This window comes from Mesorhizobium sp. (assembly GCF_004963255.1).
Lineage (GTDB): Bacteria > Pseudomonadota > Alphaproteobacteria > Rhizobiales > Rhizobiaceae > Mesorhizobium.
Window position 1 is genome coordinate 18662 of record NZ_SUGA01000002.1, and the last position, 11812, is coordinate 30473.

Sequence of the window (11812 nt, forward strand, 5' to 3'; positions counted from 1 at the left end):
AGCCGCGCCAAAAGCGCGTTATGCTGTCATTTGCTGCCGAAATCAGGCTGAAGCCGTGGCTGTCTCGGCGGCCTCGCGGCTCGAGATGACCTTGTCGATCAGACCGAAATCCCGGGCTTCGTCCGCGGTCATGAAATGGTCGCGGTCGAGCGTCCGCTCGATCTCCTCATAGCTCTTGCCGGTATGCTTGACATAGACCTCGTTCAAGCGGCGCTTCAGCTTGATGATGTCCTGCGCATGACGTTCGATGTCCGACGCCTGACCCTGGAAGCCGCCGGACGGCTGATGGACCATGATCCGGGCGTTCGGCGTGGCGAAACGCATGTCCTTGTGGCCGGCGGTCAGAAGCAGCGACCCCATCGAGGCGGCCTGGCCGATGCAGAGCGTCGACACGGCCGGCTTGATGAACTGCATGGTGTCGTAGATCGCCATGCCCGACGTGACGACTCCGCCCGGCGAATTGATGTAGAGGTTGATTTCCTTCTTGGGGTTCTCCGCCTCGAGGAACAAAAGCTGTGCACAAACCAGCGTCGCCATCCCGTCCTCGACCGGACCGGTGATGAAGATGATGCGTTCCTTCAAGAGGCGCGAGAAAATGTCATAGGCGCGCTCGCCGCGATTGGTCTGCTCGACCACCATCGGAACGAGGTTCATGTAGGTTTCAACGGGGTTCTTCATGGACTACCCTTGTTGGAGATGGATTTCCGGCACCTTGTTATACGAGCAATGGCGCGGAATCGTTCTGGATCGGTTACGACCTAAATAGGATGCCGGCTCACCCTAGCGCAAGGCCGCCTCTCCTAGCCATCTGGTTAAGTCGAGTAAAGCGCGGCAGGCCCGGGAAATACCGCCGATTTGATCGCGCGAGACGGCTTCGGTCCTGGTTGGCCGCACGAAGCCATCCGCAAGGTAGCAATTCCTTAACCGCGCCGCTTAACGAAAAGCCTTGAAATCACTGTCCGACCCCGGACCTTCCGCTACAGTCCTGCGTTGTGAAGGCGTCCTTTTTCAACGGGGAATGTCATGATCCGCAAACACTCCGTATCGCTGGCGGCGGTCGCGATGCTTGCCAGCGTCTCAGGAACCGCCGCCGGCAGCCGCGCGCTCGAATGCTACGAGCCGCTCCGCAGGCCGGCGCTCTACGACGCCGTCTACGAAGATGTGATGCTGAGCCCCGGCGGGCAGGTGGTCGATTACGACGCGCCGATCTTCGGCACCTATCAAAGCGTGGACCAGATCGCGCCGCCGCGCGTCACCTATGAGACCGTCCCGGCGGTTACGCGCACGCTCTACCACACGGTCAAGGTCGATAATGGCGGCTATGCCTGGGAGTGGCGCCTCATCCATGGCCGCAAGGTGCTGTGCAAGGTATGGCGCAAAGCCCGCTATGCGCGCGTCGCCGAAACGGTCGTGGTCCAGCCGGAGCGCGTCCGGCGCGTCGTTCAGCCGGCGGAGTATGAAGCGGTTGCCCACGAAGTGCTGGTGCGGCCGCAGCAAGTCCGCATCCGGGAAATCCCGCCTTCATACGGCACGGTGGCGCGCCGGGTGGTGGTGCGGGAAGGTTCCACCAGCTGGCGTCGGGTGCACATTCCCCGGCACTGCCCGGATTAGGCGGCACTTGCCTGCGGGTTGCGACCGGCGGGCTGCGTTGCCGCGTACCGACCGCGCCTGTGGCTTAGCCCAGGTCGATGTCGAGAATGGCCATCGAGAAATTATAGTCGCCGTCGTCCTCATCCTTGAAGACGATGCCGAGGAATTCGTCGCCGACATAGACCTCGGCCGAGTCTTCCTTGCGCGGGCGCGCCTTGACCTGCAGCTTGGGGTTCTGGAAGACGCGCTTGAAATAGGCGTCCAGCTTTCTGATTTCGTCAGGCTTCAAAAGTCTTCTCCGAAATGTCGGCCTTGTTCGTGGGAACGCGCTTCTGACACGCCAACGATGGCCATGTAAAGGCAAGCCGGCAGGATAACATGGGAGAACAGTCAAGCGGAACCGGCGGCCCGTTTGGCCGCCGCCGGTAAGCCTCGGTCAGATGTCGAAGCTGACCACGTGGTCCATGCTCTGCGACGGCAGGAGCTGGTCCATCTGCCGTGAAGGCTGGTCGCAGCCGGTCTCGCCGACGACGCGCGCGGGCACACCGGCGACCGTCTTGTTGTGCGGCACGGGCGAAAGCACGACCGAGCCGGCCGCGATCTTGGAGCAATGGCCGATCTCGATATTGCCGAGGATCTTTGCGCCGGCGCCGATCAGCACGCCGCGGCGGATCTTCGGATGGCGGTCGCCATTGGCCTTGCCGGTGCCGCCCAGCGTCACCCCATGCAGGATCGACACGTCATCCTCGATGACGGCCGTCTGGCCGACGACAAGACCCGTGGCATGGTCGAGGAAGATGCCCTTGCCGATGCGGGCGGCCGGATTGATGTCGGTCTGGAACACCGAGGACGAGCGGCTCTGCAGATAGAGCGCGAAATCCCTGCGGCCATGGTTCCACAGCCAATGCGCCAGCCGGTGCGTCTGGATAGCGTGAAAACCCTTGAAATAGAGGACCGGCATGATGAAGCGGTCGCAGGCCGGGTCTCGGTCGTAATAGGCCTGGATGTCGACGCGAACCGTCGTGCTCCACTCCGGATCGTCGTCCAGCATCGCCTTGAAGGTCTGGCGGATGAGATCGGAGCCGATGTCCTGATGCGCCAGGCGCTCGGCAAGCCGGTGGATCACCGCTTCTTCCAGGCTCTCCTGGTTGAGGATGGTCGAATAGAGGAAGGCCGCAAGCAACGGATCGCGGTTCACCGCCTCCATCGCCTCGTCGCGGATCGACCGCCAGATCGGATCGACCGGCTGCACCATGCTGGGGCGGGCAATCGTAATGCTGTTCATCGACGGTCTCCGGCCTTGCTCATTCTCGGGCGGCACATATAAGCGAAATCATAGCACGGTTGAACTCAATTTTCCTTAGTGCTTTGTCAAATGGACCTGGTTCACGCAGATTCAAGCGGCGATGGAAAATGAACCCTTGATCGACGAGGCGCTGAAAAGCGAGCTTACGGCGTTCTATAGCGCCGAAGATCGCCACTATCACGGCCTGTCCCACATCGAGGCGATGCTGGCGCTGGCAAGCGAATACCGAGGCCTGCTCGATGATCCGCAGGCCGTCGAAGCCGCGATCTGGTTTCACGACGCCATTTATGACAGCCGCGCCAAGGACAATGAGGCAAAAAGCGCCCAACTGGCCGAGAAAAGGCTCGCCGGCCGCGTCGATCCTGGTCGCCTCGCCCGCATAGCGGCAATGATCAACGCCACCGCCACCCACCAGTTGCCGCCTTTGCGCGACGAGGACGCACTCAGCGATGCCGCTCTTCTGCTCGACATGGATCTGGCGATCCTCGGCGCCGAACCTGCGGTCTTCGATGCCTATGAGCAGGCGGTCCGGCTGGAATATGGCTGGGTGGAGGAACCGATGTGGCGCGCTGGCCGCTCAGCCGTGCTGAAGAGCTTCCTCGCCCGCCCGCACATCTTCTATACGGCAGAATTCCAGAATCGGTTCGAGCCCAAGGCGAGACAGAACATCGAGCGATCACTCGCGGCACTGGAAAGCGGGACTGCCTAATCCGGAAAGGCTTCCATCCGTCGCGCATAGGCGCTGAATCCGGCGCGTCCATAGACCGATTGCGCGGCTGGATGATCATAAGTGTCGGTGTGGAGCCAAAGCCGTTCCGGCCGATGCGACCACGCCGCGCGCAACGCCTGGTCGAGCAGGAACGGCCCAAGCCGCTTGCCTTGAAAAACTGGGACCAGCCCGAAGTGGACGAGCTCGATTGCCGCTTCGCCGACATTGTTGAACTCGCAGAAGCCACCGGCCTCCCCATCGATGCGCAGCACGTGGATATGCGTGGCATCGTCGGCGAGCAGCGTTTCGAGTTCCGCTTCCGCCATCCGCAGCCGCTGGTCCCATTGCACCGGCCCGCCGACCGCGCGGTAGAGATCGAGATAGCCGGAAGGATCGAGCCTTTCGCGCGCCACGATGGCGCCGGGCAAAGGTGACGTACGCGGCGCGCCCTGGGGCGGCCCGGACATCTCCATGTAGGTGACGAGAAGATCGACCATTGTCAGGCGGGGAGCGAGCGCGCTCAGAGCGGGTATTCGGCGTAGAACTCGAGCACGCGCTGCTTGAAGCTCTTGTCGCCGACGGCGAGCATATGGTCGCGTCCCTCGATGTAGAACGCCCTGGCATTGGGCATCAGCGCGGCGAGCTCGTCCGGCGAGCCGCCGATATCGTCCTTGGTGCCGACCGCGATCAGCGTCGGCTGGGCGATGCGCGCCATGTCGTCCTCGCTGAGCAGCTCGCGCGAAGTTGCGATGCACGCCGCGAGAGCGCGCCTGTCGCTGCGGGTCTGGTCTGCAAAGGCGCGGAAGGAGCGGCCGCGCGGATGCGTGTTTTGCGAAGGGTCTTCCGCCAACAGCGCCGCCGCGATCGGGTCCCAGTCGCCGACGCCGTCGACCATGCCGATGCCGAGGCCGCCGAACACCAGCGTCGCGACCTTCTGCGGGTCGGAGAGCGCCAGGAAGGCCGAAACCCGCGCGCCCATCGAATAGCCCATGACATGGGCGCGTTCGATGCCGAGGTGATCGAGCAGCGCGGCCGCATCGGAAGCCATCTTGGCCGGCGTGTAATCGGCCTCGTCATAACTCTTCGACGACGAGCCATGGCCGCGATTGTCGAAGGCAATCGCCCGGTAGCCCGCGTCGTTCAGCGTCTTGAACCAGCCCGGCGAGACCCAGTTGACATAGTGGCTGGAGGCAAAGCCATGGATCATCAGCACGGGGTCGCCCTGCCCCGAGGCCGGCTGGCGATCGAGATAGGCGAGTTCGAAACCGTCATGCGAAAGGAATTGCATCGGCAGAAACTGCTTTTCAGTTGGATCCGGCGCCGATGGCCGGATGGCGCAAAAGATCGCCTTCCTTGATGCCGTCCCTGGCGGCCGTGCCTGCCTTCAGCTCAAGCACGAAGCGCACGGGCTGTCCGGGTGAGATGATCGCCTCGGACTCGGGCTCGCCGCGCTTGATCGCCTTGATCCGGCCGTCCTCGCCGACAAACACGAGGTCGAGAGCCATCGGCGTGTTCTTCATCCAGAAATCCACCACATCGGTTCTGTCGAAGACGAACAACATGCCGTGATCGTCTGCCATCGTCCGGCGAAACATCAGGCCCGCCTCCCGCTCCGCGGAAGTGTCGGCGATCTCGACGGAGAAGGAACGCTCGCCCGAACCGGTCGCAACCACCAGCGGCGTCCGGTCGATGGGCAGCAGCATCGCATCCGCCGAACTCGGCTTCGCGGCCATGAAACAGGCGGCGAAAACGATCGCGGCGCAGAGCGCGCCCGCAGTCAGCCAATTGCGATGAGCCATGGGGTACCTCGTCCAGACGCTCGTCCTAAACCATGATCCGCGGAAGTGGAACCGGTTTTCGGACAGGATGATCGTGGCGTGGCGGCTCCGCGGCTGAGACGAACGACCAACACTCAATGCTCTCCAACGTCGCCTTTGATTGCCAACGGCTATCCCCAACAGAGAGAGCTTTGGCTCAACGGCTGAATTGTCCGGTCCACAATTGGGTCGTGGACGGCTTTCAGCCAGTCACCGATCCGGGAAAGATCCCCGTCCACCCGCATTTGACCGGCGGCCTGAAGGCAGTCGATAGCGGCGAGATAGTTGGGATCGGTGCTGCGCAAGGCGTTTAGCTTCCGCGAGGCGGCGATCGTTACTTCGATTGTCACATCTCCCCGTTCGCCTGCTAAAACCCCGGCACGAAACCACGGTTTCCCAGCGATGAGATCAAATCGGATGCCTTGGAAAAGGCCAGCGGCCAGTTCTGCTCCGTCACTGTAGCGTTCCACCAACGACACGTTCATCTCTTGCGGCAGCGGGGCAGTTGAAGCCTGCTCGCACATCAATGTGCCAATCATTTTGAACCAAGCCATGGTTCCAAGATGGAGCTTTGGCTTGGTCATCACTTCACCTCGAGCACAATCTTGCCTTGGATATGGCCCTTCGATGCCCGCTCGTGCGCTTTTCGCGCATCGGCAAGGGAATAGATGCTGTCGACAATGACCCGGATCGTCCCGTCATCGAGCAACCGCCCGACTTCCGACAACTGGCTCCCGCTCGAACGGACCTGAGTTGCAGAGACCGTAACGCCCAGCTTCTCCGCATCCTCGCCACCGGCAAAGCCCAGAGGGAATACGGGGAACAGGGCTCCACCCCGCTTCAGCACCTGCAGGAAGCGATTGCTGGCGGGCCCGCCCACGGCGTCGATGACAAGGTCGATATCCCGCACCGTGTCCTCCGGGGGAGCCTTTGTGTAGTCGATAAACTCGTCGGCGCCGAGATTGCGCAGAAGAGCCTCGTGCCTGGTTGACGCGACCGCGATGACATGAGCGCCTTTGAGCTTCGCGACCTGCACCGCGAAATGACCGACGCCGCCGGCGGCGCCATTCACGAGGACTGTCCTGCCGTCGAGCGGCACGGGCGCATGCCGACTGGGCTGGAGCGGGTTTGGCTCATCGTGGCCCAGTTCGACCATGAACTGCCATGCCGTGAGCAACGACATCGGCGCTCCGGCAGCGTGCACATGGTCAATTCCGGCCGGCTTGAGAGCGAGGTCCGCCGCCGGGACGCTGATGAACTCGGCGTAAGCTCTGCTGCCTCCCGCCATGCCGGACGGGAAGCGCACCATCGAGTAGACTTCGTCTCCGACGGAAAAACCCTTCACATCGCTGGCGATGGCGACGACGACGCCAGAGATGTCGGTTCCCAGGATCAAGGGGAATGACACTTGCGGCCGCCACTCGGGAGGCAGCGTCTTATACCCGTCGCGCAGATACCAATCGGGGGGATTGAGGCCGACCGCGTGGACACGCACAAGCACCTCGCCCGGCCCCACCTCCGGCTTCGGGGCGACCTCGTAAACCAGCACCTCGGGGCCACCGAACATATGCTGACGTATCGCTTTCATCATCTGGCTCATCGAGATTCTCCAAAGGCCGGCGTCGGCTGCTACACCGGCTAGTTAATCTCGTGAACGCAAGTTGTTAATTGCTGCGATTTTCGCTTTAATAATGCCATGAAGGAACAAATGTCGTTGGAGCGACTGACCGGCCTGATCGCGTTCGCGCGCGCTGGATCTATGGGCAGCTACACCGCCGCAGCGCGCTCCCTGTCGATCTCTCCCTCGGCCGTCAGCAAAAGCGTGCAGCGCCTCGAACGGCATCTTGGCATCTCGCTCTTCACCCGCACGACCCGCACACTGACGCTCACGCCGGAGGGGCGCGAACTGCATGAACGCGCGCTGCGGCTGCTACGCGATGTGGAAGAGATCGAGCAAGTCGCGATGACGGCGCGCTCGGAGCCGTCGGGCACCTTGCGGGTTGCCGCGTCCCTGCCGATCGGCGTTCACGTGATCGCACCCGCATTGCCGGCGTTTCGCAGAAGTCACCCAAAGGTGGCGGTCGATCTACGGCTCAATGACCAGATGGTGGATATCATCGAGGAAGGGATCGATGTCACCGTCCGGATCGGTGAACTTCCGGACACGCGCCTGTTGTCGCGGAAGCTGGCGCCGCATCGGCTCTGTTGCTTCGCATCGCCAGCCTATCTGGCAAGGCGTGGCACTCCGATGCATCCGAGCGAGCTCGAGGGACACGATCTCGTCAATCTCCGCTACCAGAGCACCGGCCAGACCTTCCGCTGGCCCTTTCGGGTCGGAGGCCAAGAGATTGAAATCGTTCCAACTGCCGGCATTGTCGTCGACGTCAGCGATGCTTTGATCGCGGCACTCGCGGCCGGCGGCGGCATTGGTATGAGCGCGTCATTCCTCACGGCATCCCATGTGGCGCGCGGCGAACTCGTTCCAGTGCTTTCCGCCTTCGCGGTGGAGCGCCATAACATCACGGCGCTCTGGCCCGAAAGCCGCCGCGCCAATCCCGCCTTGCGTGCATTCTTGATGCAACTGCGGGAAGCCTTTCAGGAACGAATGAACGCCGGCGCCGGTCTGTCGTTTTGAGGTCGGCGCCCAGATCCCGGCCTTGCTGCTAATGCGAGACCGACAAGGTGCCCATATCGGGGTGGATTTCGGCGGCCATAAGGCCTTTGTCGCCACGTCCGAAGCGCACCAGCACGACCTGGCCGGGCCGGAGCTCGGTTATGCCGTAGCGCCGCAAGGTTTCCATGTGGACGAAGATATCTTCGGTTCCCTCGCCCCGCGTCAGGAAGCCGAAACCCTTGGTGCGATTGAACCACTTGACCAACGCCCGCTCGAGGCCGCTCTCCGGGCTCACGGTAACATGGGTGCGCTGTTCCTGCTCTGCCGGATGGACGGCCGTCGAAGCATCCATGGACAGGACGCGGAAAGCCTGCAATCCGCGCTCGCCCTGTTTCACCAGGCAGACGACCCGCGCACCCTCGAGCGCCGTCTGGAAGCCGTCCTTTCGAAGACAAGTCACATGGAGGAGGATGTCACCCGAGACGCCGTCGTCCGGAAGGATGAAGCCGTAGCCCTTGGCCACGTCGAACCATTTGATAGCCCCGGCGATTTCGACAAGCTCGGCGGAGTCGCCGCCATTGTCCCGCTTCAAGGCGTCGTCAAGGCTTCCGTCCCGCCTCGTGAAAGAGGCTTTTTCCCCCATAAGAATGCCCCCTTTTTCAAATCGACTGCAACTGATTCTTGCCGAGAGATTAACACTGCGGCTTCCGGGGTGTGCAAGGGCTGACGTGCCTTTTTTCACCGTTCAGCACCGGAAAGGCTGAATTGTTGTTTGCCGGCGCTTCCCGAAGACGAATGGCGAGGCCCTAAAAACCGATCCCGCCGCCGCTATTGTCGGACGATTGCCCTTTCGCCGGGTGGCCCCTATGGTGCCTCACAACCCCAACAAGCCGAGGAAGCCGCCATGCGCTATCTGCACACAATGGTCCGCGTCGCCGATATCGACCAATCGCTCGATTTCTACTGCAACAAGCTCGGCCTGAAGGAGGTCCGCCGCTACGAAAACGAGCAGGGCCGCTACACGCTGATCTTCCTCGCCGCGCCCGAAGACGAGCAGAGTGGCATCAACGAGAAGGCGCCGCTGGTCGAGCTGACCTACAATTGGGACCCGGAGGACTACAAGGGCGGCCGCAATTTCGGCCACCTCGCCTATGAGGTCGACGACATCTACGCCACCTGCCAGAAGTTGATGGACAATGGCGTGACCATCAACCGTCCGCCGCGCGACGGCAACATGGCCTTCATCCGCTCGCCGGACGGCATCTCGATCGAGCTCTTGCAGAAAGGTCCGGCCAAGGCAAAGGCCGAACCTTGGGCGTCGATGGCGAATACGGGCGTCTGGTAAAACCCGGCGATCCGCGCCGATTTGACCGCCGCCGCTGGCGTTTCGCCAGATGCTGCCTATCTACCGGGAATTGGCGCCAGCCTCATTCAGGCTGGCGTTTCTTCATGCGCCAGGGGAATTTCATGCCGACCAGCCGCGCCGATGTCGCCACCGAACATGCCAGCCGCTATCTGCAGCAGCTCTGCAAGCACTGGTCGCACAAATTCCCGGTCGAGTTCGACCCGCGCCACGGCGCTATCCAGCTCTCGATCGGCCGCACCGTCATGGACGCCGACGATCAGGCGCTGCACATTGCTCTGGCCGCCGACGATGAAGCTTCGCTGGACCGGTTGGAGAGCGTGGTCGCCGACCATATCAAGCGCTTCGCCTTCCGCGAGGAATTGACTTTCGACTGGCAAAAGGCCGCCTGACAATCGGCGATCAGCCGTTGGCCTTACCGGCCATCTCGAGTAACGCCAACACGCTGCGCCAGTTTCGCGCCGTGCCAGGCACCTTCAAGGTGCGCGGGATCAGATTGGCAAACACCGATCTGCCGAGCCCGTCCGGCGCGTGCAGGTAAAGCACGTCGCCCTTGATCTCGAAGCGCTCGGGGCCGGTGCATTTGTCGGCGAGCCGCTGCGTCTCCTCGGCCGTCGGCTCGCGCTCCAGCGCATAGGCATGCAGCTTGGTCGGCTCCCCGACGATCTCGGGATAGGGATTGTCCTTCACCAGCCGCTCGAACCAGCCGGCATCGCGCACCATGATGCGCGAATTGAAACCCCATTTCTTCTCGAAGGCCGCCTCGATCTCCTTGGTGAGCGCTGCCGCATCCCCTTTCTTCGCCCGGAACACGACATTGCCGCTCTGTACATAGGTCGCGACATCGGTGAAGCCGAGGCCCTCGAAGAAGGCTTTGAGCTCCGCCATCTTGACGATGCGGTTGCCACCGACATTGAAGCCGGAAAACAACGCGACGAAGACCGTGCCTTGTTTTTCGCTCATATGATGAAGCCCGCCAGGGTCTCGTTGTCGGTGATATCCTGATACTGCACGCCCTCGGCGTCGAAATTGGCCTTCAGCAGGTCGAAATTGCGCCGGTCCTTGGTCTCGATGCCGATCAGCACCGAGCCGAAATTGCGCGCCGACTTCTTCAGATATTCGAAGCGGGCGATGTCGTCGTCGGGACCGAGCATTTCGAGGAAATCGCGCAATGCGCCAGGCCGCTGCGGGAAGCGGATGATGAAATACTTCTTCAGCCCCTCGAAGCGCAGCGCCCGCTCCTTCACGTCCGGCAGCCGCTCGAAGTCGAAATTGCCGCCGGATACGACCGCGACGATGGTCTTGCCCCTGATCTCCTTGCGCGAAAAATCCTTCAGCGCGTCGATAGCCAGCGCGCCGGCCGGCTCCAGCACGACGCCCTCGACATTGAGCATCTCGATCATGGTGGCGCAGAGCCGGTTCTCCGGAACCAGCCGCACGGCGTCGGCGGTGAAGTCCTTGAGGTGGCGCAACGGCTCGCGGCCGATCTCCGCCACCGCGGCGCCGTCGACGAAATTATCGACCTTGGCGAGCTTCACCCGCTTGCCGCTGGCCAAGCTTTCACGCAGGCTCGGCGCGCCGGCAGGCTCGCAGAACACGAAACGCGGGTCGCGATGCTGGTCGGCGAAATAGTGGGTCACGCCGGCGGCAAGGCCGCCGCCGCCCACCGGCAGCATGACGATGTCGGGCACGCGCCCGCCCGGCATCTGCGCCGCGATCTCATAGGCGACCGTCGCCTGGCCCTCGATGATGTCTTTGTGGTCAAAGGGCGGCACCATATGCGCACCGGCGCTTTCGGTGAATTCGAAGGCGGCGCGGTAGCAATCGTCGAAGAAGTCGCCGACCAGCCTGATCTCGACGAAATCGCCGCCGAACAGCCGCGTCTTGTCGATCTTCTGCTGCGGCGTCGTCACCGGCATGAACACAACGCCCTTCTTGCCGAAATGGCGGCAGACAAAGGCAAAGCCCTGCGCATGGTTGCCGGCGGAGGCGCAGACGAACAGCTCGGCCTTGTTGCCGGCGGCAAGCGCCTTGCGGAAGAAATTGAAGGCGCCCCTGATCTTGTAGGAGCGCACCGGCGTCAGGTCCTCGCGCTTCAACAGCACGCGGGCGCCGGTCTTCTTCGACAGATAGTCGTTCTCCTGGAGCGGCGTTTCCGGAAAGATCTCGCGGATCGCTTCGGCGGCCATAGCGACGCGGGCGGAAAAGCTGTTCACTACAAGTCCCTCATTTTCGATCTCGCCGGCACGCGCCAGCACCCCTGCCGGTGCCCGCAACCTTCCTGCCGCCCTTTTGGCTTTCGCGCAACACCCCGATGGTCCTCGCCCGGCGCTGAGCGGATTTCCGCTGGACACGACTTACTTTAGCCGCACTTCGGCTGTCCGGGAGATTTCCGCGGAGGTGGACGGCCAAT

General features: G+C 62.6%; 16 protein-coding genes. 5 read left to right on the top strand and 11 right to left on the bottom strand.

Annotation, left to right across the window (positions count from 1 at the left end; translation table 11 throughout):
* Positions 1-42 precede the first annotated feature (42 nt).
* A complete protein-coding gene (gene clpP / locus E5X34_RS02940; protein ID WP_126082438.1) occupies positions 43-678 on the bottom strand; it encodes an ATP-dependent Clp endopeptidase proteolytic subunit ClpP in 636 nt (211 codons plus the stop codon).
* Positions 679-1023: 345 nt separating this feature from the next.
* On the opposite strand from clpP, the gene E5X34_RS02945 reads away from it, so the two are divergent.
* Positions 1024-1611 carry a hypothetical protein gene (locus E5X34_RS02945; protein ID WP_292560840.1) on the top strand — a complete coding sequence of 196 codons (588 nt, stop codon included), beginning with the start codon at positions 1024-1026 and terminating at the stop codon, positions 1609-1611.
* A 64-nt stretch (positions 1612-1675) separates the two neighbouring features.
* On the opposite strand, the gene E5X34_RS02950 is transcribed toward E5X34_RS02945, so the two are convergent.
* Both E5X34_RS02950 and cysE read right to left on the bottom strand, forming a co-directional pair.
* On the bottom strand, positions 1676-1879 hold the full coding sequence (locus tag E5X34_RS02950; protein WP_042644432.1) for a DUF3126 family protein: 204 nt from the start codon (positions 1877-1879) through the stop codon (positions 1676-1678).
* A gap of 147 nt (positions 1880-2026) precedes the next feature.
* Positions 2027-2875: a serine O-acetyltransferase gene (gene cysE / locus E5X34_RS02955; RefSeq protein ID WP_042644430.1), complete on the bottom strand. Its 849-nt coding sequence runs from the start codon at positions 2873-2875 to the stop codon at positions 2027-2029.
* Positions 2876-2996: 121 nt separating this feature from the next.
* On the opposite strand from cysE, the gene E5X34_RS02960 reads away from it, so the two are divergent.
* A complete protein-coding gene (locus E5X34_RS02960; RefSeq protein ID WP_292560843.1) occupies positions 2997-3605 on the top strand; it encodes a hypothetical protein in 609 nt (202 codons plus the stop codon).
* On the opposite strand, the gene E5X34_RS02965 is transcribed toward E5X34_RS02960, so the two are convergent.
* The 5 genes from E5X34_RS02965 to E5X34_RS02985 all read right to left on the bottom strand — a co-directional run bounded on the left by E5X34_RS02965 (position 3602) and on the right by E5X34_RS02985 (position 7022).
* Positions 3602-4102, bottom strand: coding sequence for a GNAT family N-acetyltransferase (locus tag E5X34_RS02965; protein WP_292560845.1), 501 nt, complete (start codon positions 4100-4102; stop codon positions 3602-3604). The genes E5X34_RS02960 and E5X34_RS02965 overlap by 4 nt on opposite strands.
* Before the next feature lie 23 nt (positions 4103-4125).
* Positions 4126-4893 (bottom strand): alpha/beta hydrolase, encoded by a 768-nt coding sequence (locus E5X34_RS02970; protein ID WP_292560848.1) that lies wholly within the window; start codon positions 4891-4893, stop codon positions 4126-4128.
* A gap of 16 nt (positions 4894-4909) precedes the next feature.
* Positions 4910-5404, bottom strand: a complete 495-nt coding sequence (locus E5X34_RS02975; protein ID WP_292560850.1) for a DUF192 domain-containing protein — start codon at positions 5402-5404, stop codon at positions 4910-4912.
* Between the two features lie 149 nt (positions 5405-5553).
* On the bottom strand, positions 5554-6006 hold the full coding sequence (locus E5X34_RS02980; protein ID WP_292560853.1) for a hypothetical protein: 453 nt from the start codon (positions 6004-6006) through the stop codon (positions 5554-5556).
* Complete coding sequence (locus E5X34_RS02985; protein WP_292560856.1) at positions 6006-7022, bottom strand: NADP-dependent oxidoreductase; 1017 nt, start codon at positions 7020-7022, stop codon at positions 6006-6008. The genes E5X34_RS02980 and E5X34_RS02985 overlap by 1 nt, the downstream gene beginning before the upstream one ends.
* Positions 7023-7118: 96 nt before the next feature.
* On the opposite strand from E5X34_RS02985, the gene E5X34_RS02990 reads away from it, so the two are divergent.
* Positions 7119-8057 carry a LysR family transcriptional regulator gene (locus tag E5X34_RS02990; RefSeq protein ID WP_292560859.1) on the top strand — a complete coding sequence of 313 codons (939 nt, stop codon included), beginning with the start codon at positions 7119-7121 and terminating at the stop codon, positions 8055-8057.
* Positions 8058-8085: 28 nt separating this feature from the next.
* Here E5X34_RS02990 and E5X34_RS02995 read toward each other — a convergent pair whose 3' ends face one another.
* Positions 8086-8679 carry a cold-shock protein gene (locus E5X34_RS02995; protein WP_126064639.1) on the bottom strand — a complete coding sequence of 198 codons (594 nt, stop codon included), beginning with the start codon at positions 8677-8679 and terminating at the stop codon, positions 8086-8088.
* 261 nt (positions 8680-8940) lie between these two features.
* Between E5X34_RS02995 and gloA the strand changes: the two genes are divergently transcribed.
* Both gloA and E5X34_RS03005 read left to right on the top strand, forming a co-directional pair.
* On the top strand, positions 8941-9381 hold the full coding sequence (gene gloA, locus E5X34_RS03000; RefSeq protein WP_040982345.1) for a lactoylglutathione lyase: 441 nt from the start codon (positions 8941-8943) through the stop codon (positions 9379-9381).
* Positions 9382-9503: 122 nt separating this feature from the next.
* On the top strand, positions 9504-9791 hold the full coding sequence (locus tag E5X34_RS03005; protein WP_292560862.1) for a DUF2218 domain-containing protein: 288 nt from the start codon (positions 9504-9506) through the stop codon (positions 9789-9791).
* A 10-nt stretch (positions 9792-9801) separates the two neighbouring features.
* Here E5X34_RS03005 and E5X34_RS03010 read toward each other — a convergent pair whose 3' ends face one another.
* Both E5X34_RS03010 and ilvA read right to left on the bottom strand, forming a co-directional pair.
* Positions 9802-10362, bottom strand: a complete 561-nt coding sequence (locus E5X34_RS03010) for a DUF1697 domain-containing protein (RefSeq protein WP_292560865.1) — start codon at positions 10360-10362, stop codon at positions 9802-9804.
* Positions 10359-11615 carry a threonine ammonia-lyase IlvA gene (ilvA, locus tag E5X34_RS03015; protein ID WP_292560869.1) on the bottom strand — a complete coding sequence of 419 codons (1257 nt, stop codon included), beginning with the start codon at positions 11613-11615 and terminating at the stop codon, positions 10359-10361. Before ilvA ends, E5X34_RS03010 begins: the two co-directional genes overlap by 4 nt.
* Between the last annotated feature and the right edge of the window lie 197 nt (positions 11616-11812).